The organism is Burkholderia sp. BCC0322 (assembly GCF_902833045.1).
In the GTDB taxonomy this organism is placed as follows: domain Bacteria; phylum Pseudomonadota; class Gammaproteobacteria; order Burkholderiales; family Burkholderiaceae; genus Burkholderia.
This window is the reverse complement of sequence record NZ_CADFDU010000004.1, coordinates 440,564-460,566: the sequence shown is the minus strand read 5'-3', so window position 1 is coordinate 460,566 and position 20,003 is coordinate 440,564. Positions and strand designations below refer to the sequence as shown.

The following is a 20,003-nucleotide window of genomic DNA, read 5'->3' as shown; positions in this document are numbered from 1 at the left end:
CGCAACGGCATGAAGCGCCGCGCCGCGAAACGCTTCGCGGCGCGGGTCGCGCGAAGCCCTTAGTCGCCGAGCTTCGACGTCACGCAACCCGTGCTCGTGCACTCGCGTTCACGCTCGCGCAGGAACGACAGCCGCGACTGCGTCATGTCGGTCGCGCACTGGAGATCCACGAGGTAGCCGTTGTTGCGCGTCTCGCTGCACTGCGCGTCGCGTTGCTTCAGCCATGCGAGCTGGCCGGCCTTCAGCGTCGCCTGCTGGTCGCTGCTCAGTTGCTTGCGCAGGCGGCCGTACTCGTCGTTGAGGTCACGGTCGGTCTGCGAGAACTGGGTGCTGCTGCAGTACACCTGGTCGAATGCGCTGTGCGGCTTCGCGCAGCCGGCCGCGTGCGCGGCGAACGGAACGGCAAGCGCGAGCAGCGCGCAGGATGCGAGCAGATTCTTCATTTTCATGGTGATGCTCCTGACTGGGTGAAAACCGTTGAGTCCGACGGGGATGCCGTCATTTATTTCGGCGCGGTGCACGTGTCGATGCCGCCCGCGATCGCAGTGGACAGCTTCTGGATCGTCTCGCGCCGCGCAAGCCGCGCTTCCTCGTCCGGATTGACGATCACGCCGGCTTCGACGAGCACGGCCGGAATCGGCGCGGTGCGCAACACGACGAGATCGTCGAAGCGGTGGATGCCGAGTTGCGGGTCGATCAGCGGGCGATTCTCGCCGCGGATCGGCTGCGCGTGATACAGCGACGGCCGCTCGCCGGACGCGACCAGCCGCTCGGCAATCGCCTTCGCGCACCGCAGGCTTTCCGCATAGTGCGGATTGCGTTCCGACACGAACACCGAGAAGCCGCGGAATTCGCGCTGGCGGCCCGCGTCGATGAACTGCTGCTGCATCGAGTCGTGATGGATCGACACGAACAGGTTCGCGTCGGGCGCCTGCGTCGAACGCTGGTCGAGCGCGATCTCGCGGCCGTCGGCCGACGTGCGCAGCACGCGGTCGCCATGCGCGACGAGTTTCTCGGCGACCGCCGCGGACAGGTCGAGGTTGTACAGGTATTCGACGCGGCCGCTCGCGCCGGTGGAACCCGGGTGAGCCGGCGTATGGCCGGTGTCGACGACGATGTAGCGCCCGGAGGCGGGCGCGGTGTCGGTGCCGGCCGCATGGAGCGCAAGCGGCGCGCCGAGCAGCGGGGCGCAGGCGAGCACGCGCGCGGCGGCGCGCACGAACGGGCGAAGGCGTCGGATGGTTCGGTTCGTCATTGTTGTTGTCGAGGAGGGCATACGGCGCGTCAGGCGGTGCGGCACCGTCGGCCTGCTCAAGGCAGTCGGAATGTCGGGCGATTATAGCGGGTGGCGGTGGCGCCGCAATGACGGATGACGACCGTCAGGCCAACGTGCGCCGGGCGGCGAGCATGCCCCAGTACGACGCTTCCTCGAACAGCGACAGCCCCGACAGGTCGGCATGCGCGAACACGACCGGGCCGTCGGCATCGCGCAGCGCGAGCAGCCCCGGCCGGCTCAGGAAGCCGACATCGGGCGTCGCCATCGCGTGACCGCGCATGGTGATCTCGAGCGCCGTCGCGTGTTTCCACAGATCGCGCCCGTAGACGGCCTGCAAGTCGGTCGCCGCCTGTTCGCGCAACGCGTCGGGTTGGGCCTGTGCAAGCCAGCGGCGCGTGTCGTCCGGCGCTTGCGTGCTCAACGCCTGGTACGCGGAGAACACCGAGCGCGTCGGCGGCGACATGCGGATCAACTGGTGCGTCGACACGACATAGCCGAGCCCTGCGCCGTCGTAGACGACGTTGTCCCACGCGAGCGGCACGCCGGCTGCTTCGGCCGGCATGCCGTCGAGCAGGAAGTTGGACACGAGCCACGGCGCGCGCGGCGGCAGGTCGCGCGCGGGATCGAAGCCATACGCGGCCAGCTGCGGAAATACGCGCGCCGCGACGAACAGCGGCATCGCGCTGACGACGCGCCGCGCCTTCAGCACGAACGTCGACAGCGCGCCGTCGTTGCCGATGCGTGCGCATAGCACGTCGACGCCGCCCGCGCGTTCGGTCGCGCGCACGGCGAAGCCATCGCGCGACCATGCGTTCGAGCCGGTGCGCGCGGTGATCGAATCGCTCAGCTTCGTCACCATCGTGTGCAGCCCGTCGGGCCAGGTCAGCACCGCGCCGTCGCCGGCATCGCCGGCGTGAGCGCCGCGCGACGAGAAATAATGCAGGCCTGCCCATGCGGACACGTGCTCGTATCCCGCGCCGTAGTCGTCGCGGCAGCAATAGTTCAGGTACCAGTGCAGCGACTTCGCGGTGTAGCCCTCGTCGAGCAGCCACTGGCGGAACGAGCGCCGGTCCAGCGCGCGCCAGCGCGGGTCGCGTGACGATTCCGCGATCGGGATGCAGAACACCTTGCGGCCATCGGCGCCGCGCGCGCTGCGCAGCCCGTCCGTGTACGCGAAGAAGCGTGCCTGTTGCGCGAGCTCGTCGGCGCCGAGGCCGGCCGTCGGCACGAGGCCGTCCTGCCACTGCCCGGCGATGAAGAGCCGCTCGTCGGGTGCATGGACGAGCACGCGCTCGTCGTACACGGGGCGCGCGGAGAACGGCGCCGATTCGATCACGCCGAGATCGGCGAGCATGTCGCGCAGATGCGCGGATTCGAGTGATGGCAGCGGCAGGTAGTGCGCGCCTTTCGGATAGCCGAGATCGCCGAAGCGGCCGCCGGCCGCGTTGCCGCCGAATTCGGGGCCCGCGAGCACCGTGAAGCGCTTGTGTCCCGCACGCGCGAGCTGCCATGCGCATGACAGCCCGGCAGCGCCCGCGCCGAGGATCGCGATGTCGGTCTCGATCGTGCCGGACGGCGGCGGCAGCGTCGCATGGTCGCGCAGCGCATGGCCTTCGCGCATGCCGGGGTAGTTGACATGCGGCGTCGTCTCGAGCCAGCCGGTGCGCCCGCAGGCGGCAAGCGACGCGGCCGCCGACGCGACGAGGAACGTGCGGCGGTCCATCAGCGCAGCACGTGTTTCCAGTCGTCGTCGAAACGGCGCACGAGCGGCTGGTCGTTGAGTTCGTTCGGCGACATCGGCAGCGCCGGCATGTCGGCCGGGAAGTGGAACATCTCGACGGCCGTCTGCGCGTCGAGCCAGCGCATGGGCACCGAGTAGTGCGTCGGCACCGTGAAGTCGCGCCGCTTGCCGGCGATCACGAAGCCCCAGTCGCCGAACGACGGCACGTAGCAGTGGTACGGCCACGTGTTGAGCCCGGCTTCATGCAGCGTCGCGATGATGGTCCAGTACGCGTGCGGCGCGAAATACGGCGACGTCGACTGGATCACCGCGTAGCCGTTCTCCGACAGGTGGCGGGCGAGCAACCGGAACACGGGCACCGAATACAGCCGGCCGAGCCCGAAGTTGGTCGGGTCGGGGAAGTCGACGACGATCGCGTCGTACACGTCGGCATTCGATTCGAGCCAGCGCACCGCATCGTCGTTGATCACGTGTACGCGCGGGTCCTTCAGCGAGCCCTGGTTCAGCTTGACGAGCGGTGCGGACGTCGAGAACAGCTTCGTCATCGCGGGATCGAGATCGACGAGCGTGATCCGTTCGAGGTTGCGGTGCTTCAGCAGTTCACGCACCGCGAGGCCGTCGCCGCCGCCGAGCACGAGCACGCGCTTCGCCCACGGCAGCGCCTCGATCGTCGGGTGGATCAGCGCCTCGTGATAGCGATGCTCGTCGCGCGACGAGAACTGCAGGTTGCCGTTCAGGTACAGCCTCATGTCGTCGTGCCACTGCGTGAGCACGATGCGCTGGTACGGCGTCGTTTCCGAGTAGATCGTCTCGTCGCCGTACACGCCGTGCTCGGCCCAGTGCGTGATGCGGTCCGACAGCGCGAAGCCGGCGACGAGCAGCCCGATCACGAGCGATGCGCGCATCAGCTTGCCGCGCACGTTGCGGATCTCGTCACGGAACAGGTGTGTCGTCCACAGCGCGACGAACGCGTTCAGGAGCCCAAACAGAAAGCTGGTGCGCAGCAGGCCGAGACGCGGCGCGAGTACCAGCGGGAAGATCAGCGACACGGCGAGCGAGCCGAGATAGTCGAAGGTCAGCACTTCGCTGACGGTATGGCGGAACGCCTGGCGTCGCTGCTGGAACGCGCGCATCACGAGCGGGATCTCCATCCCGATCAGCAGGCCGAGCGCCAGCACCAGGGCATAGAGCGCCGCGCGAAACGGCGCGGCGAGCCACGCGAACACGGCAAACAGCAGCGCGGCCGACACGCCGCCGAGCAGGCCGACGAGCAGCTCGATGTCGACGAAGCGGTCGAGCACGTCGTCGTCCTCGACGAACTTCGCGAGCCACGAGCCGATCCCCATCGCAAACAGGTAGCAACCGATCACCGACGAGAACTGCAGGATCGAATCGCCGAGCAGGTAGCTGGACAGCGCACTGCTGATCAGTTCGTAGCCGAGCCCGCACGACGCGAGCACGAGAATCGACAGGACGAGCGCGCGCCTATGCAGCATGGTGCGTCCGTTGTGCAGCGATCGGCAATGTGGATATACTGGCGCGGACTTTTGTGGGGCGGCCATCCGTCCGCTGGCCCCACACAAGCCGGCTGGCGACGGGGCGGCGAACCGAGCACAAGATCCGAGGGAAAGAATGAATAGTGCCTATCTCTATGCGGTTCATTTATTGTCGGCGTTCGTGCTGCTTCTCGTGTTCGCGGCAGTGTACCTGAAGGTCACCCCGTTCGACGAACTGGCGCTGATCCGCGACGGCAACGCGGCCGCGACGCTGTCGTTCGGCGGTGCGCTGGTCGGCTTCTGCCTGACGCTCGCATCCAGCATCGCGCACAATTCCACGCTCGGAGAAGTCGTGATCTGGGCCGTCGGCGCGATGGCCGTGCAACTGATCACCTATGCGGCGCTGACGCGCCTGATGCCCGGCATGAATCATGCAATCGAGGATCGCAACGTCGCGATGGGCGGCCTGATGGGCACCGCGTCGCTTGTCGTCGGCATCATCAATGCCGCCTGCCTGACCTGACGCGCCACGCGTTTCGAGGAGACCGACATGAGTCTGGGATCGTTTATCCGCAAGCAGTTCGTCGACGTCCTGCAATGGACCGAAGACACCGACGGCGTGCTGGCCTGGCGCTATCCGATGGAAGACATGGAAATCCGCTACGGCGGCAAACTGACCGTGCGCGAAACGCAGGTCGCGATCTTCGTCAACGAAGGCAAGGTCGCCGACATCTTCCAGGCGGGGCTGTACACGCTGGAAACGAATACGCTGCCGGTGCTCACGTACCTGAAGAACTGGGACAAACTCTTTCAGTCGCCTTTCAAATCGGACGTGTATTTCTTCAGCACGCGGCTACAGCTCGGCCGGCGCTGGGGCACCGCGCAGCCGGTGACGATCCGCGACCGCGAATTCGGCTTCGTGCAGGTGCGTGCGTTCGGCATCTACTCGTACCGGATCGTCGACGCGGGCGCGTTCTATCGCGAGGTCAGCGGCACGCGCGCGCAGTACACGGTCGACGATCTCGAACAGCAACTGCGCAACCTGGTGGTCACCGCGATGAGCACCACGTTCGGCTCGGCCGACGTACCGTTCGTCGACATGGCCGCGAACCAGTCGCTGCTGTCGCAGCGCGTCGCGGAGGCGCTGGCGCCGGTGTTTACGCGCTACGGCCTTGCGCTCGATGCGTTCGCGGTCGAGAGCGTGTCGCTGCCTGCGGAGCTGCAGAAGGCGCTCGACCTGCGGATCGGCGCGGGGATGGCCGGGGATCTTGCCCGCGCCACGCAATACCAGACCGCGCAGGCGATTCCGCTCGCCGCGCAGAACCCGGGCGGCATCGCCGGGATCGGCGCGGGGCTCGCCGCGGGTGCGGCGATCGGGCAGGCGATGGCCGGCCAGATGGCGGGTGTCGCGCAATCGGCGCCGGCTGCACCGCCCGCGCCCCCCGCCGCGCCGGTGGCGGCCGCACAGCCTGCCGCGCCGGCGGAGGGCACTGATTACGTGCAGCGGCTCGAACAGTTGAAGGCGCTGTTCGACAAGGGCCTCGTGACCGAAGACGAATATTCGCGCGCGAAGGCCGAGATCCTCGCGAAGCTGACCCGGTAAGCGTCGCGCATGTTCAGTACCTCGTGCCCCCAGTGCGGCGCGCCGGTCGAGTTTCGCTCGGCGGCGGCGGTGATGGCCGTCTGCGCGTCCTGTCGCAGCACGCTGCTCAAGCGCGGCACCGACGTCGAACGTATCGGCGAACTGGCCACGGTGCTCGACGATGCGTCGCCGATCCAGATCGGCACGGCCGGTCGCTACGGCAAGCGTGCGTTCACGGTGCTCGGGCGCATCCAGATGACCTACGACGCCGGCGCGTGGAGTGAGTGGTATGTCGTGTTCGACGACGGCACGTTCGGCTGGCTGTCGGATGCGTCCGGCCAGTATGCGATCACGGCGCGCGAGCCCGACGATGCGTCCGGCGGCGCGTGGCCTGCGTTCGGCACGCTGGAACCGGGCATGCGGATCGACCACGGCGGCCGCGCATTTCTCGTGTCGGACGTGCGCACCGCGCGCTGCACGGGCGGCGACGGCGAGCTGCCGTTCCGCGTCGATGCCGGCTGGGAGGCGCGCGTCGTCGACCTGCGCACCGGCAACGCGTTCGCGACCTACGACTATTCCGACGCCGATTCGAACGGCGGGAGTCCGGCCGTCTATACGGGCGAAGCGCTCGAATTCGATGCGCTCGCATTCACCGGGCTGCGCGATACCGAAAACGATACGCGCGAGAAGCGCGGCGCGGAGATGGTGCCGTTCGCGTGCCCGAGCTGCGGTGCGCCGCTGTCGTATGCGCCGAACGTCGCCGACTACGTGGTGTGCGGCAGTTGCCATGCGGGCGTGCAGTGCACGACCGAGCAGCAGACCGTGTTCGCGGCGCAGCGCAAGCTCGACGCGGTGAAGGGTGCGCTGGAGCTCGGCGCGATCGGCACGTTCGACGGCGTGAAGTACACGGTGATCGGGATGATGCGTTGCCGCGTGCCGGACGAAGAAGAGACGTGGGACGAATACCTGTTGCTGAACCCGAAGCGCGGGTTCCTGTGGCTCGTGCAGAGCGAAGGGCGCTGGGAACGCGTGCAGGTGCTCGACCAATGGCCGACGATCGGCGGCGAGTCCGACGTGACCGACGGCGGCAAGACCTACCGCCTGCGCGAGGAATACGATTCGGAGGTCGTCTACGTGGTCGGTGCGTTCAACTGGCGCGTGCAGGTGGGCGATCGCACGTCGATCATCGACTACGGCTGGCAGAAGGACAAGCTGACGCGCGAGCGCAGCAACGCGGAGATCGTCTGGTCGCGCGCGCAGCCGCTGTCGGGCAGCACGCTTGCCGAACGCTTCGGCACGCCGGCGCTCGCGACGGCCGCGGCGGCAACGGGCGCCGCTGCGTCGACGGGCCTGTTCGGCCGGAAAGGCCCGCACAGTTTCGCGCCGCTGCCGCTCGTGTTCAGCGCGCTGCTCGTGATCCTGAACATGGGCTCGCTGTTCTCGTTCAGCGGCCGCTCCGTCTACGTGCTGGTCGGCGTGCTGGTGCTGTGGCTGCCTGAATGGCTGTGGAAGAGCTTTGCGTCGGACGGGGGCAGCGCGTGATCCGGTACATCCTCTATGGCATCTACGGCCTGATCGTCGTCACGCTGTTCAGCTGCGCATCGATCGGCGGCAGCGGTTCGGGCGGCAGCGGCTGGGGCAGTTCGTCGGCCCGCAGCGGCTACTCGTCGTACGGGTCGCACAAATGACCGTGCGCGACGCGATCGCGCCACCGCGCGCGACGTTCGGTGCGCACGTGCTGGCCGACCTGGCCGGCATCGACGCGGCGCTGCTGCGCGACGCCGCGCGCCTCGAGGCGCTTCTCGTCGAAGCGGCGCAGCAGGCGGGCGCACGCGTGATCGGCGCGCATTTCCATCATTTCGGCGGTGAGCATGGCGTGACGGGCGTCGTGCTGCTCGCCGAATCGCACATCACGATCCATACGTGGCCCGAGCATCGCTTCGCGGCCGTCGACGCGTTCATGTGCGGCGCGGCGCGTGCGGCCGATGCCGTCGACGCGATCGCCGCCGCGCTCGGCACGCAGGCGCAAGTCCGGCAGCAGGTTGCGCGCGGCGGCGCGCCGACGTGAGCGGGCCTTTCACTCTCTTGACCGATATGCGTAACGGAATCCGATTTGCCGCGTTGCTTGGCTGGGCGCTGCTGGCGGGCAATGCCGCCGCCGATGTGCCGCCGAAGCCGCCCGGGCCGGTCGTGATGGTTCACTTCGATTACTACGAGAAGGACAACGCGCGCCTTCACGCGCTGGAGCAACGGCTGGATCGCGCGGTGAAGCAGGCACGCGCCGGCGAACTGGGCGAGACCGAAGTGCATCGCGACGGCAACGACGGTTACCTGTACTTCTATGGTACGAGCGCCGACCGCCTGTACGCGATCGCGCGCCCGATCCTGAAATCGTCAGGATGGCTGACCGGTACGGAGGTCACGTTGCGCCGCGATGCGGGGGCGGAAACGTTCCCGTTGCGCGGGGGCGGCGCACGTTAGGGCCGGGCCGTCACGAACGTCGCGACGTTCCCGCTACCGGTCGAACCGGAACGACGACACGCTGTGCAACGTCGCGCCGCCGTCAGATGATGCAGCGGCGCACGCGGTTCGCGAAGTCTTGAACCCGTGCGCCGTGCAGCAAGATGCGACGGGGCGAAATCAGCGATTGATTTCGTCCGCCGAAATCAGCTCGGCCACCAGGACTGGCGCCGGCCCCTGCAGGTAGTACTCGTGCTCGAGCGGTTCGCGCAGCTTCATGAACGTTTCCGTGCCGATCTGCATCGTTTCGCCCGCATGCATGCGCGCGCCGCTTTCCAGCAGGTAATGCATCACGTTGTTGAAGATGCCCGAGTAACGTTCGCCCTCGTGATGGCCTTCCGCGAGCGCGGCGAAATCGGGCAGGCCGAACACGTCGGCGCCATAGGTGCGCATCCACACGCCGTCGACGCCTTCGACTTCGTATTTCACGAAGCCGCAGAAGAACAGGTTCAGCGGGATATCCCGCAGCACGTCGAGGCTTTCCTCGCCGAGTTCCTTCGCATTGAAGACGCCGGCCGGCAGCGACGTGTGCGCGTGCTCGTTCAGCACCGCGAGGCCGTTCTGTTCGGCGAGCGCGCCGGCGACGGCCGCCAGCGCGACATACTGGTCGAGCGGATTCGCTTCGTGCCCGGCGTAGTAGAGGATCACGTGGCTGCGACTTGCCCGCACCTGCTGCTTCAGGTCCTGCCCGTAGTGGGCCGGTGCGACACACGTTTCCAGCGCCTCGGACGGATAGGGCGCGTCGAAGCCGACGAGCCGGACGACATGGTTGCCCCAGCCGGCGAGCCCGAATACCTGCTCCAGCGTCGGCTCGGTCTCGACGCGCGCCTGCTCCATGCTCGGGTGGTACGCGCGCAGCGCGGCCGTCAGCGCGGGGATGTCGACCTTCAGCGGGCCGTCGAAGACGACCGTCACGCTCAGCGGATTCTCGACGTCGGGTGCCGCGACCAGCGCTACGGGGTTTTCGGGTGCTTCGTTGCGGCCAAAGAATCGGGATATCAGGCTCATCGGATTAGGTTCGTGTCGTAGCCGTTTCAGGGAGGAGTGCCCCGTTCTCTCGGTCGGGGCGCGCCGTCAGGGTGACGGCCGCCCGTAGTTTCCCCGGGTTCGGCGAATCTGGCAAATGCGCGGTGAATGCCCGACTGCGCGGCGGTGGCGCGTTGGAACACCGTGGGGAGGAGGTGGCGCGGACACGCCGGGCCGTGCGGGCGCGTGGCCCGCGGCAGCGACGATCAGTGCGGTAGCGCTTCGGCTTCGGCCCAGCGCTTGAACGAGTCGAGACGCCGGCGCGTCTGCACGAGATAGAACGCGCCGATCAGCGGTTCGAGCAGCCAGCGCAGCCAGGCCGGCTGGGCGCGGAAGTGGTACGTGAATTTCACCTCGGTCGTGCCGGGCGTGTGCTCGGTGAAGTTCCAGCTGCCGCTGAAGCGCTCGAGCACTTTCGGCCCGTCGACCATCTCGACGGCGGCGACCTGCGGCGGACGGTACGAGATGTAGCGTGACACCATCGTCGCGCCCGACTGGCTGCGGCAGAACGCGTCGACGCCGACGCCGGCCGTCGTGCCGTCGAGCAGATACGCGTCGGTGAGGAAGCTGTCCCACACGAGCCGCCGCGCGTAATCCTGCGACCACGTGAAGAGGCGTCTGCGATCGACACCGACGGTCCGGCTGACTGAGATCCTCATGATGGCGGGCGCAATGGCGCGGATTGGGATGAAATCGAGTGTAACCCGCCAATGCCGCGTATTGCGTCAGACTTCGTCAAGTCGAGGATGAGCTCGATTGACGCACCTCGGGATTTCCCCTAGGATTCGTTTCAACCCTTCGGGAAAGACCCGAAGCGTTTCACTCTCTTGAGGGAGCCTCATGAGTACGCAACAGAACCGGCGCTTCGACGCGCTCGTTTTCATTGGTCGTTTCCAGCCTCCGCATCGTGGTCACCTGAACGTGCTGAAGTCGGCACTGAGCCGGGCCGAGCGCGTGTGCGTGCTGATCGGATCGACCGACAAGCCCCGCACCATCAAGGATCCGTTCTCGTTCGACGAGCGCCGCCAGATGCTGGCTTCGCTGCTCGATGCGTCCGAGCGCGACCGCGTCACGATCGCGCCGTTGCAGGATTCGACCTACAACGACGGCGACTGGGTGCGCTGGGTGCAGGACGCGGTCGCGTCCACGCTCGGCGATATCGCGCAGCGCAAGGTCGGGCTGATCGGCCACGAGAAAGACGCCACGTCGTATTACCTGCGGATGTTCCCGCAATGGGAGCTCGTCGATGTCGACGCGACGGAAGACATTTCCGCCACCGAGATTCGCGACCAGTATTTCGCCGAACGCCCGAACAGCTTCGTGCAGTGGGCCGTGCCGGAACCCGTGTTCGGCTGGCTCGAGCGTTTCCGCACGCAGCCGGAATTCGCGCAGCTGAAGTCGGAAGCCGAATTCATCGCCGGATATCGCAAGGCGTGGGCGGCCGCGCCTTATCCCGTCACGTTCGTGACGGTCGACGCGGTGGTCGTGCATTCGGGCCATATCCTGCTCGTGCGCCGCCGCAGCGAACCGGGCCGTGGCCTGTGGGCGCTGCCGGGCGGGTTCGTGAACCAGGACGAGCGGCTCGACGCGGCCTGTATCCGCGAGCTGCGTGAAGAAACCGGCCTGAAGCTGCCGGAGCCCGTGCTGCGCGGCTCGATCAAGGATCGCCAGGTGTTCGACCACCCGACGCGTTCGCTGCGCGGCCGCACGATCACGCACGCGTGCCTGTTCAACTTCCCGACCGGCGAACTGCCGCGCGTGAAGGGCAGCGACGACGCCGACAAGGCGCGCTGGGTGCCGCTCAACGAATTCGCGCAGATGCGCAACGTGATGTTCGAGGATCACTTCGACATCGCGTATCACTTCCTGGGGAAGCTGTGATCCGCTGATTCCCCGCATTCCGTCCGCCGCGACAGACGCGGCGGCACTTCAACGGCCTAGAGGAGCTCTAGCCATGCAAAACGATCTCGGCGGCTTTGCCGCGGTTCTCGCCAATCCGATCCTCAACACGGATTCGTACAAGGCTTCCCACTTCCTGCAATATCCGCCCGACGCGTCGGCGATGTTCTCGTACGTCGAATCGCGCGGCGGCCGTTACGACCGCACGGTGTTCTTCGGCCTGCAGATGCTGCTGAAGGAATATCTGTGCAAGCCGATCACGCACGCGATGATCGACGAGGCGCGCGACTTCTTCACGGTGCACGGCGAGCCGTTCAACGAAGCGGGGTGGCGCTACATCGTCGAACGCTACGACGGCTACCTGCCGGTGAAGATCCGCGCGGTGCCCGAGGGCTCGGTCGTGCCGGTACACAACGTGCTGATGACGGTCGAATGCGACGACCCGCAGGTGTTCTGGCTCGCGTCGTATCTCGAGACGATGCTGCTGCGCGTGTGGTATCCGGTTACGGTTGCGACGCGCAGCTGGCACCTGCGGCAGACGATCCGCCGCTTCCTCGAAAAGACCGACGACGATCTCGCGCAACTGCCGTTCAAGCTTCACGACTTCGGCGCGCGCGGCGTATCGAGCGCGGAGTCGGCCGCGATCGGCGGCGCGGCGCACCTCGTGAACTTCATGGGTTCGGACACGGTGCTCGGCGTGCTGGCCGCGAACCGCTTCTATCGCGAGCCGATGGCCGCGTACTCGGTGCCGGCGGCCGAGCACAGCACGATCACGTCGTGGGGCCGCGAGCATGAAGCCGATGCGTACCGGAACATGATTCGCCGCTTTGGCCTGCCCGGTGCGATCGTGTCGGTCGTGTCGGACTCCTACGATCTGTTCGCCGCGCTCGATCTGTGGGGCGGCGAGCTTCGGCAGGCCGTGCTTGATTCGGGCGCGACACTGGTCGTGCGTCCCGATTCGGGCGACCCGGTGTCGATCGTGCTGCAGACCGTGCGCGCGCTCGACGAATCGTTCGGCTCGACCGTAAACGGCAAGGGGCGGCGCGTGCTGAATCGCGTGCGGGTGATCCAGGGCGATGGTGTCGACGAGCGGTCGATCGATGCGATTCTCTCCGCGCTCGACGACGCCGGTTATGCGGCCGGCAACGTCGTGTTCGGCATGGGCGGCGCGCTGCTGCAGCAGGTGAACCGCGATACGCAGCGTTTCGCGATGAAGTGCTCGGCGATCCGGCGCGGCGGCGTGTGGCACGACGTCCGCAAGGATCCGGTGACGGATCAGGGCAAGCGCTCGAAGAAGGGGCGGCTCACGCTGCTGCGCAGTTTCCGCACCGGCGAGTATCGGACGACGACGCTGCCCGCCGCGTGGGACGACCGGATGCTGGAAGGCGAATGGGAAGACGCGCTCGAAACGGTGTTCGATACGGGGCGGCTGCTCGTCGATACGTCGTTCGCGGAAGTGCGGGCGAGGGCGCACGCGGGGGAAGTGTGATGCGGGAGGCGGAGGCGGCGCGAGAGGCTCGGGTCACGCCGTCGCTGATACGACGCGATTGCGAGGTCTTTTAGCGGCGGACTACCTCAGCGAAGTGCTCTGGATGTCGGCGTGATGCGCGGATCGCGGCACAAGTGCCGACATCCATCGTTGCAAAGCGGCACCAGTGTCAGACCGATCTGAAGATAGCCTTCATAACCGGCGCTGTCTTTCGGATACGGTTTCGAGATGATGTGGGTATCCGACCAGATGTTCTCACTCTTGACACCGAGTTGTATCAGGAATTCCTTCAGGTGTGCCGCTCGCCGCAGCGCCAGCCCATGTGGATTGACTTCCCCGATGTAGGCTCCGGCGGTGACGATGCCTCGAATTTCGGCGCCGGGCCATTGGCGCGCGCGAATGGCCATCTCTGTAATCTTGACGCGATCCTCGTTGGGGATCGCGTCGGAATTGAGCGGGACGCTGTCAAGCATGTCTTCGGAAACCGTACAGGCCGTGGATGGCATCGAAAACGCGAGGCAGGACCAGATCGCGATGCTTGTCGCGCGTGCAAGAAATGTCACCACAGAATCCTGTCGTCGAAAAATGTACCGATCCATTTCGTGATTGTTTGCCTAATTGCTGCGTTTCAGCATTCCCGAGCGGGGGCACGTCCGCCCGCATCCGCCTGCATGCCACTGCATTCTTCGACACGCACGATCTCCATCGCCCGCGCCAGCGCATCGAACACCGCCGGCCCCTTGCAGCGCGACACGTTGAAACGCAGGTACGACGTCGCGCCGTGCGACGCGCTGAACACGTTGCCGGGCGCGAGCACCACCTCGCGGTCCAGCGCATGGCGCGCGACACGCGCGGCGTCGAGCCCGTCGGGCAACTCCGCCCACACGAACAGGCCGCCGCGCGGCTCCGTCCAGATCCTCAGCCCGGCGCGTGTGAGGCGTCGGAGCGTTTCGCCCATCGCGTCCGCGAGGCGCGTGCGCAGGCTGTCGACGTGGCGCCGGTACGTGCCGTCGACGAGCAGCCGGTGTACGACGTTCGCGCCGATCTGCCCATGGCCGAACGACGTTGCGAGCTTCAGGTCGACGAGCGCCTCGATCCATTCCGGGCGCGCGGCGACGTAGCCGCAGCGGATCGCGGCCGACAGCGTCTTCGAGAAGCTGCCGATCGACACGACCCGCGACAACCCGTCGAAGGCCGCGAGGCGAGGCGCGGGCGTGCTCTCGAAATCCGCGAAGATGTCGTCCTCGACGATCAGCAGACCGTGCTCGGCCGCAAGCGTCAGCAGCCGGTGCGCGACGGGCGCCGCGAGCGTCGCGCCGGTCGGGTTGTGCAGCGCCGCGTTGGTGATGTACAGGCGCGGCCGGTGCTCGGCGAGCACCTGCTCGAAGCGCGCGAGATCGGGGCCGTTCGGCGTGTACGGGACGCTGACGATCCGCGCACGGTGCGCGCGCAGCAGCGCCTGGAAGTTGAAGTAGCACGGGTCGTCGAGCACGACCGTGTCGCCCGGCTCCAGCAGCAGGCGGCAGACGAGATCGAGCGCGTGCGAGCCGCCGTCGGTCAGCATGATCTGCGCGGGTTCGGCCTGGACGCCGTGCTGCGCGAGCCGCCATGCGAGCTGCTGGCGCATCGCGGGCAGGCCGAGCGGCGTCGCGTAGTCGGTCAGCGCGTCGGATTCGTCGCGCGACGCGGCGCGCAGCGCGCGGCGCAGGCTCTCGTCCGGCAGCCACGACGGCGGCAGCCATCCGCAACCGGGCTTCACCGAAGTGGGTGCTGCCTCGAGCGACTGGCGCGACAGCCACAGCGGATCGAGCCCGCGATCGAGCCGCGGGCCGAGATCGGCGAGCGCGAGCGGTGGCGCGTGTCCCGACACATAGAAACCCGAGCCGCGCCGCGAGACCAGCACGCCTTCGCTCGCAAGCCGCTCGTACGCATCGACGACGGTCGATTTCGACACGCCGAGCGCGTCCGCCATCATCCGGATCGACGGCACGCGCGCGCCGGGCACCAGCGCGCGGCTCGCGATTCGTGCGCGCAACGTATCCATCACGGTTTCCACGCGCGTGCGCGACTGAATGGGCGGAACGGGAAGCGCGGTGGTCTGGCTCATGACGAAGAGTGAACTGTACGGCCGGTTGTCCAGTACAGTTTGTCCGAATTGTATTGGGCCGTAGCTTACGCGCTTTTCGCGGGCGGCGGATCATCGGTGATCCCCTTTCCCCGTTCAGGATTTCCCGTGCAAAAGACGACCGACGGATGGCTCAGCGGCCTGCTGGGCGTGATCATCTTCAGTGGCTCGCTGCCCGCGACGCGTATCGCGGTGCAGGGGCTCGACCCGCTGTTCCTCACCTTTGCGCGCGCGACGATCGCCGGCGCGCTCGGCCTGCTGCTGCTCGTCGTGCTGAAGCAGCGGCGGCCGACGCGTGCCGAGGCCGTGTCGCTCGCGATCGTCGCGCTCGGGGTCGTGGTCGGTTTCCCGTTGTTGACGGCGCTCGCGCTGAAGCATGTGACGTCCGCGCAGGCGATCGTGTTCGTCGGGTTGCTGCCGCTCGCGACCGCGCTGTTCGGCGTATGGCGCGGCGGCGAACGGCCGCGGCCGCCGTTCTGGATCTTCTCGATCATCGGCAGCGGCGCGGTGGCCGCGTTTGCGCTGCGCAACGGCGGCCACGCGTCGGTGGCCGGCGATGCATTGATGCTGGCCGCGATCGTCGCGTGCGGGCTCGGCTATGCGGAAGGCGCGCGCTTGTCGCGCGATCTCGGCGGCTGGCAGGTGATCTCGTGGGCGCTCGTGCTGTCGCTGCCGCTGATGCTGCCGCTCACGTGGTTCACCCGGCCAGCGTCGTTCGAAGGCGTCGATGCTGCTGCGCTGTGGGGGCTCGCGTACGTGTCGCTGTTCAGCATGCTGATCGGCTTCGTGTTCTGGTATCGCGGGCTCGCGCTCGGCGGGATCGCGGGCGTCGGCCAGTTGCAGCTGCTGCAGCCGTTCTTCGGCTTCCTGCTGGCGGCCGGGCTGCTGCACGAGACGGTGCCGCCGTCGATGGTCGTCGTGACGTTCGTCGTGGTCGGCTGCGTGGCGGGCGCGAAGTACTTTTCGAAGATGGCGCCCGTGCAGCGGGCGAGCTGACGCGTCGGTGCGCATGCCGCCATATGGCTGGCCGTGCGCCGAAAAGCAAAACGGCCAGGCTGCCGGTAGCGGCAAGCCTGGCCGTTGGCTTTCGTCTCGACGAAAGCGCGTTACTCGAACGTTTCGAGCGCGAGCAATTCGTCGATCGTCTGCCGGCGGCGGATCAGCCGCGGCGCACCGCGATCGACGAGCACTTCCGGCGCGAGCGGCCGGCTGTTGTAGTTCGACGACATCGACGCGCCGTACGCGCCAGCATCATGCAGGAACAGCAGGTCGCCGATCTGCGGCTGCGCCAGCTTGCGGTGCGTGACCACGCCCCCCGCGTCCTGCGTAAACACGTCGCCCGATTCGCACAGCGGCCCCGCGATCGCGAGATCGACGAGCGGCCGGCCGGCCGGCAGCGCGCCTTCGTGCGTGTGCACCGACACCGCGTGGTAGCTGCCGTACATCGACGGGCGCATCAGGTCGTTGAAGCCCGCGTCGATCAGCACGAAATCGTGCTTCGGCCGGCGGTTGACGGCCTGCACTTCGGTGACGAGCGTGCCGGCTTCGGCGACGAGGAAGCGGCCCGGCTCGATCTCGATGCGCACCGGGTGGCCGAGATGCCGCTCGATCCGCTTGCGCGCGGCGTCCCACTGGCTGAAGTAGTGACCCACGTCGACGCGCGGCTCGCCGTCGCGATACGGAATCGACAGGCCGCCGCCGGCCGAGATCGCGTCGATGTCATGGCCGAGCGACGTGACGAGATCGACCATCGCATCGCACACCTGAGACAGGTGGCCGTAGTCGACGCCGGAACCGATGTGCATGTGGATGCCGACGAGCTTCAGCCCGTACCGGCGCACGATCTCGATCGCGCGCGGCACGTCGTCGATCCAGATGCCGTGCTTGCTCTGCGGGCCGCCGGTGTTGGTCTTGTTGCTGTGGCCGTGGCCGAACCCGGGGTTGACGCGCAGCCACACGCGGTGGCCGGGCGCGTGCTCGCCGATGCGCGCGAGCATGTCGAGCGAACCGGCGTTCACGGTCACGCCGTGCTTCAGCACGGCCGCGAGCGTCGGGCGGTCGATCAGGTCGGCCGTGAACACGACGCCTTCCGGCTCGCCGGCAGGGCTGAACCCGGCCGCGAGGCTGCGCTCGATCTCGCCGAGCGATACGGCATCGACGCACGCGCCCTCCTCACGCATCAGCTTCAGGATATGGACATTCGAGTTCGCCTTCTGCGCATAGCGGATCACGTCGAACTGACGCAGTTGGGCGATGCGGTCGCGGATGACGTCGGCGTCGTACACCCACAGCGGGGTGCCGTATTGCTGCGCGAGCGTCGCGAGCTGGCGGGAATCGAGGGACATGGCGGATGAATCGGGTCGAATGAACGGATAGGGTGAATGATGCGCCTGATTACCTATACAGTAAAATGCTTACGTATCTGCATTCGATTCATATTTGATATAGAAGATCATGCTCACGCACCGCCATATCGAGGTCTTTCGCGCGCTGATGGTCACCGGCAGCACGACGCGCGCGGCCGAGATGCTCTATACGTCGCAACCGACGATCAGCCGCGAGCTTGCGCGCATGGAACAGGTCGTCGGCTTCGCGCTGTTCGAGCGCGCGCATGGCCGGCTGCGGCCGACGATGGCCGCGCTCACGCTGTTCGACGATGTGCGGCTTGCGTATGTGGGGCTTGAACGCGTCGCGGCTACCGCCGCGCGCCTGCGCGAGTTTCGTGACGGTCAGCTGTCGGTGATTGCGCTGCCGGCGTTCTCGCACGCGATCCTGCCCGGCGCGTGCCGGCGTTTTCACGAGGCCCACGCGGGCGTCAGCGTGTCGGTTGCGACGCAGGAATCGCCGGTGCTCGAAGAGTGGCTGACCGCGCAGCGTTACGACCTCGGGCTGACCGAGCGCGACGTCGCGCCGGCCGGCACCGTGCTCACGCCGCTGCTCGAAGTCGACGAAGTGTGCGTGCTGCCCGACGGCCATCCGCTGCTCGCGCAGGACGCGATCGATCTGCCGGATCTCGCCGATCGCCCGTTCGTGAGCCTGTCGCTGAACGATCCGTACCGCATTCTGATCGACGAGGCGTTCGCGCAACTCGGCGTGGCGCCGCGCTCGGTCGTCGAAACACCGTCGGCCGTGTCGGTGTGCGCGTTCGTGCGGCAGGGGCTCGGCGCGGCGATCGTCAATCCGCTGACGGCGCTCGATTTCGTCGGGCGCGACCTGCACGTGCGGCCGCTCACGCGGTCGTTTCCGTACCGGGTCAGCGTGATCGTGCCCGAGCATCGGCCGAAGAGCCTGCTGGTCGATGCGTTTGCCGACGCACTGCGCAGTGAGGCGAAGACGATCCGCCGCCGGTTGGCCGCGCTCCTCGGCTGACGCGGCAGTATGATGGGCGTTTTTTCGCCATCATCGTCTCTTTCCGGAATCCTCATGACCGATGCTTCTGCTTTCCTCGAACAACCGATCCTGACCGGCGAACGCGTCGAACTGAGGCCGCTCGCCTCGTCCGACCGGCAGGCGCTGCTGGACGCTGCCGCGGACGGCCAGTTATGGAACCTGAAGGTCACGGTCGTGCCGGGCCCCGATACGATCGACGCCTATCTCGACACCGCACTGCAGGGCCGCGCCGCCGGCACCGTGATGCCGTTCACGATCGTCGATCGTGCATCGGGCCGCGTGATCGGCAGCACGCGTTTCTGGAAGATCGATCGCAAGCACCGCAAGCTCGAGATCGGCCATACGTGGCTGAGCGCATCGGCGCAGCGCACGCGTGCGAACACCGAAGCGAAATGGTTGTTGCTGGGCCATGCGTTCGACGTGCTGCAATGCGTGCGCGTGCAGTTCACGACCGACGAGCTGAACGAGAAATCGCGCGCGGCGATCCTGCGGCTCGGTGCGAAGCAGGAAGGTATCGTGCGGCACGAACGGATCATGCCGGATGGCCGCAAGCGCAATTCGGTGCGCTTCAGCATCATCGACGACGAATGGCCGGAGGTGCGTGCGCGGCTGTTGGCGAAACTCGCGACGTAACGCGTGAAGCGTGACGTTTGACGTGCGTCGCGCCGCCGGAAGGGCAGCGTCGACGCGGCGACAGGGGACGCAGTGCGCCGCGCACGACGGCGCGGCGTAGCGGGCGCGTTACTGCGCCGATGCGAGGTGGTGGCGTTCCGCGAGCTTCTGCGCGTCGGCGTAGTGCTTCTGCAGGATCGGCAGCGACTGGCGGGCGACTTCCTTCAGCTTCGTGTCGCGGCCCGACGCGATTTCGGCCTGGAATGCCGAGATGGCCTTCTGCTGGCCGGCGAGCGCGACCTGCTCGATATACGCCTTGTCGAACTCGGCGCCGCGCAGGTTCTTGATGCTGCCCAGCACGGCCGTGTCGGGGTCGTTGGCCGGCACGTCGACGCCGCGCGGGCTTGCCGCGCGCATGGCCTGGATGATCTTTTCATCATCGGTCGACACGCGTTGCGCGAACGCCTTGACCTGGCTGTCCGACGTGCGCGAATCGGCGATGCGCGCCGCGTCGTGCTGCGTCGACACGGTTTTCGTGCCGTCCGTGATGAAGGCCTGGTCGGCTTCGTGGATGCGCGTCGCGGCGGCGGCCGGTGCGTTCGGTGCCGGTTGTGCGGTTTGCGCGTTCGCCGTCACGGCGACGAGAAGCAGGCCAGCGGCAGACAAAGCAAGGCGCGAGATGTGGGGAAAGCGGTTCATGGGACCTCCTTTCGATCGGGGCTCGGGTTGAAAAACGGATCACGTGATCCGTCGCTGTGCGAGAGACCGGGCGCGCCCGGGCCGGATTCGACCGCCGCTCTGCCGCGGCGCCGGTCGAAGTGTTACCCGGCCCGACCGATTCTAGGAG

Annotated in this window: 21 protein-coding genes; 11 read left to right on the top strand and 10 right to left on the bottom strand. The window is 67.3% G+C overall.

The window, feature by feature from the left end; all coding sequences use genetic code 11:
• Positions 1-59: 59 nt before the first annotated feature.
• From HWX39_RS15300 to HWX39_RS15285, 4 genes are all read right to left on the bottom strand, one after another.
• Positions 60-449, bottom strand: a complete 390-nt coding sequence (locus HWX39_RS15300) for a lysozyme inhibitor LprI family protein (protein ID WP_174936940.1) — start codon at positions 447-449, stop codon at positions 60-62.
• Between the two features lie 53 nt (positions 450-502).
• Positions 503-1,255 carry an N-acetylmuramoyl-L-alanine amidase gene (locus HWX39_RS15295; protein ID WP_175968853.1) on the bottom strand — a complete coding sequence of 251 codons (753 nt, stop codon included), beginning with the start codon at positions 1,253-1,255 and terminating at the stop codon, positions 503-505.
• 124 nt (positions 1,256-1,379) lie between these two features.
• Positions 1,380-2,999, bottom strand: a complete 1,620-nt coding sequence (locus HWX39_RS15290) for an NAD(P)-binding protein (RefSeq protein ID WP_175968852.1) — start codon at positions 2,997-2,999, stop codon at positions 1,380-1,382.
• A complete protein-coding gene (locus tag HWX39_RS15285; protein ID WP_175968851.1) occupies positions 2,999-4,513 on the bottom strand; it encodes a polyamine aminopropyltransferase in 1,515 nt (504 codons plus the stop codon). The genes HWX39_RS15290 and HWX39_RS15285 overlap by 1 nt, the downstream gene beginning before the upstream one ends.
• 136 nt (positions 4,514-4,649) lie before the next feature.
• On the opposite strand from HWX39_RS15285, the gene HWX39_RS15280 reads away from it, so the two are divergent.
• The 6 genes from HWX39_RS15280 to HWX39_RS15255 are packed head-to-tail and all read left to right on the top strand — an operon-like array spanning position 4,650 to position 8,576.
• A complete protein-coding gene (locus tag HWX39_RS15280; RefSeq protein ID WP_175968850.1) occupies positions 4,650-5,036 on the top strand; it encodes a DUF350 domain-containing protein in 387 nt (128 codons plus the stop codon).
• Between the two features lie 27 nt (positions 5,037-5,063).
• Entirely contained in the window at positions 5,064-6,116 is a 1,053-nt protein-coding gene (locus HWX39_RS15275; protein WP_175968849.1) for an SPFH domain-containing protein, read from the top strand.
• A 9-nt stretch (positions 6,117-6,125) separates the two neighbouring features.
• A complete protein-coding gene (locus HWX39_RS15270) occupies positions 6,126-7,637 on the top strand; it encodes a DUF4178 domain-containing protein (RefSeq protein ID WP_175968848.1) in 1,512 nt (503 codons plus the stop codon).
• Positions 7,634-7,783, top strand: a complete 150-nt coding sequence (locus tag HWX39_RS15265) for a hypothetical protein (protein WP_155291822.1) — start codon at positions 7,634-7,636, stop codon at positions 7,781-7,783. The genes HWX39_RS15270 and HWX39_RS15265 overlap by 4 nt, the downstream gene beginning before the upstream one ends.
• Complete coding sequence (speD, locus tag HWX39_RS15260; RefSeq protein WP_175968847.1) at positions 7,780-8,163, top strand: adenosylmethionine decarboxylase; 384 nt, start codon at positions 7,780-7,782, stop codon at positions 8,161-8,163. The genes HWX39_RS15265 and speD overlap by 4 nt, the downstream gene beginning before the upstream one ends.
• A gap of 26 nt (positions 8,164-8,189) precedes the next feature.
• Positions 8,190-8,576, top strand: a complete 387-nt coding sequence (locus HWX39_RS15255) for a hypothetical protein (RefSeq protein WP_175968846.1) — start codon at positions 8,190-8,192, stop codon at positions 8,574-8,576.
• A gap of 159 nt (positions 8,577-8,735) precedes the next feature.
• On the opposite strand, the gene HWX39_RS15250 is transcribed toward HWX39_RS15255, so the two are convergent.
• Together HWX39_RS15250 and HWX39_RS15245 are read right to left on the bottom strand one after the other, a co-directional pair.
• Complete coding sequence (locus tag HWX39_RS15250; protein WP_175968845.1) at positions 8,736-9,623, bottom strand: DUF4261 domain-containing protein; 888 nt, start codon at positions 9,621-9,623, stop codon at positions 8,736-8,738.
• Between the two features lie 224 nt (positions 9,624-9,847).
• Positions 9,848-10,300, bottom strand: coding sequence for an SRPBCC family protein (locus HWX39_RS15245; RefSeq protein WP_175968844.1), 453 nt, complete (start codon positions 10,298-10,300; stop codon positions 9,848-9,850).
• 181 nt (positions 10,301-10,481) lie between these two features.
• On the opposite strand from HWX39_RS15245, the gene HWX39_RS15240 reads away from it, so the two are divergent.
• Together HWX39_RS15240 and HWX39_RS15235 are read left to right on the top strand one after the other, a co-directional pair.
• On the top strand, positions 10,482-11,522 hold the full coding sequence (locus HWX39_RS15240; protein WP_175968843.1) for a bifunctional nicotinamide-nucleotide adenylyltransferase/Nudix hydroxylase: 1,041 nt from the start codon (positions 10,482-10,484) through the stop codon (positions 11,520-11,522).
• A gap of 73 nt (positions 11,523-11,595) precedes the next feature.
• Positions 11,596-13,029, top strand: coding sequence for a nicotinate phosphoribosyltransferase (locus HWX39_RS15235; RefSeq protein WP_175968842.1), 1,434 nt, complete (start codon positions 11,596-11,598; stop codon positions 13,027-13,029).
• An 86-nt stretch (positions 13,030-13,115) separates the two neighbouring features.
• On the opposite strand, the gene HWX39_RS15230 is transcribed toward HWX39_RS15235, so the two are convergent.
• Complete coding sequence (locus HWX39_RS15230) at positions 13,116-13,592, bottom strand: hypothetical protein (protein ID WP_175968841.1); 477 nt, start codon at positions 13,590-13,592, stop codon at positions 13,116-13,118.
• Between the two features lie 65 nt (positions 13,593-13,657).
• Positions 13,658-15,136 (bottom strand): PLP-dependent aminotransferase family protein, encoded by a 1,479-nt coding sequence (locus HWX39_RS15225; RefSeq protein WP_175968840.1) that lies wholly within the window; start codon positions 15,134-15,136, stop codon positions 13,658-13,660.
• A 126-nt stretch (positions 15,137-15,262) separates the two neighbouring features.
• On the opposite strand from HWX39_RS15225, the gene HWX39_RS15220 reads away from it, so the two are divergent.
• Positions 15,263-16,150: a DMT family transporter gene (locus tag HWX39_RS15220; protein WP_175968839.1), complete on the top strand. Its 888-nt coding sequence runs from the start codon at positions 15,263-15,265 to the stop codon at positions 16,148-16,150.
• Positions 16,151-16,260: 110 nt separating this feature from the next.
• On the opposite strand, the gene lysA is transcribed toward HWX39_RS15220, so the two are convergent.
• Positions 16,261-17,499: a diaminopimelate decarboxylase gene (gene lysA, locus HWX39_RS15215; RefSeq protein ID WP_175968838.1), complete on the bottom strand. Its 1,239-nt coding sequence runs from the start codon at positions 17,497-17,499 to the stop codon at positions 16,261-16,263.
• Positions 17,500-17,608: 109 nt separating this feature from the next.
• Here lysA and HWX39_RS15210 point away from each other — a divergent pair, with 109 nt between their 5' ends.
• Both HWX39_RS15210 and HWX39_RS15205 read left to right on the top strand, forming a co-directional pair.
• Positions 17,609-18,523, top strand: a complete 915-nt coding sequence (locus tag HWX39_RS15210; protein ID WP_175968837.1) for a LysR family transcriptional regulator — start codon at positions 17,609-17,611, stop codon at positions 18,521-18,523.
• A 54-nt stretch (positions 18,524-18,577) separates the two neighbouring features.
• Entirely contained in the window at positions 18,578-19,177 is a 600-nt protein-coding gene (locus HWX39_RS15205; protein ID WP_175968836.1) for a GNAT family protein, read from the top strand.
• A 108-nt stretch (positions 19,178-19,285) separates the two neighbouring features.
• Here HWX39_RS15205 and HWX39_RS15200 read toward each other — a convergent pair whose 3' ends face one another.
• Positions 19,286-19,855: a DUF4142 domain-containing protein gene (locus tag HWX39_RS15200; protein WP_175968835.1), complete on the bottom strand. Its 570-nt coding sequence runs from the start codon at positions 19,853-19,855 to the stop codon at positions 19,286-19,288.
• Positions 19,856-20,003 lie beyond the last annotated feature (148 nt).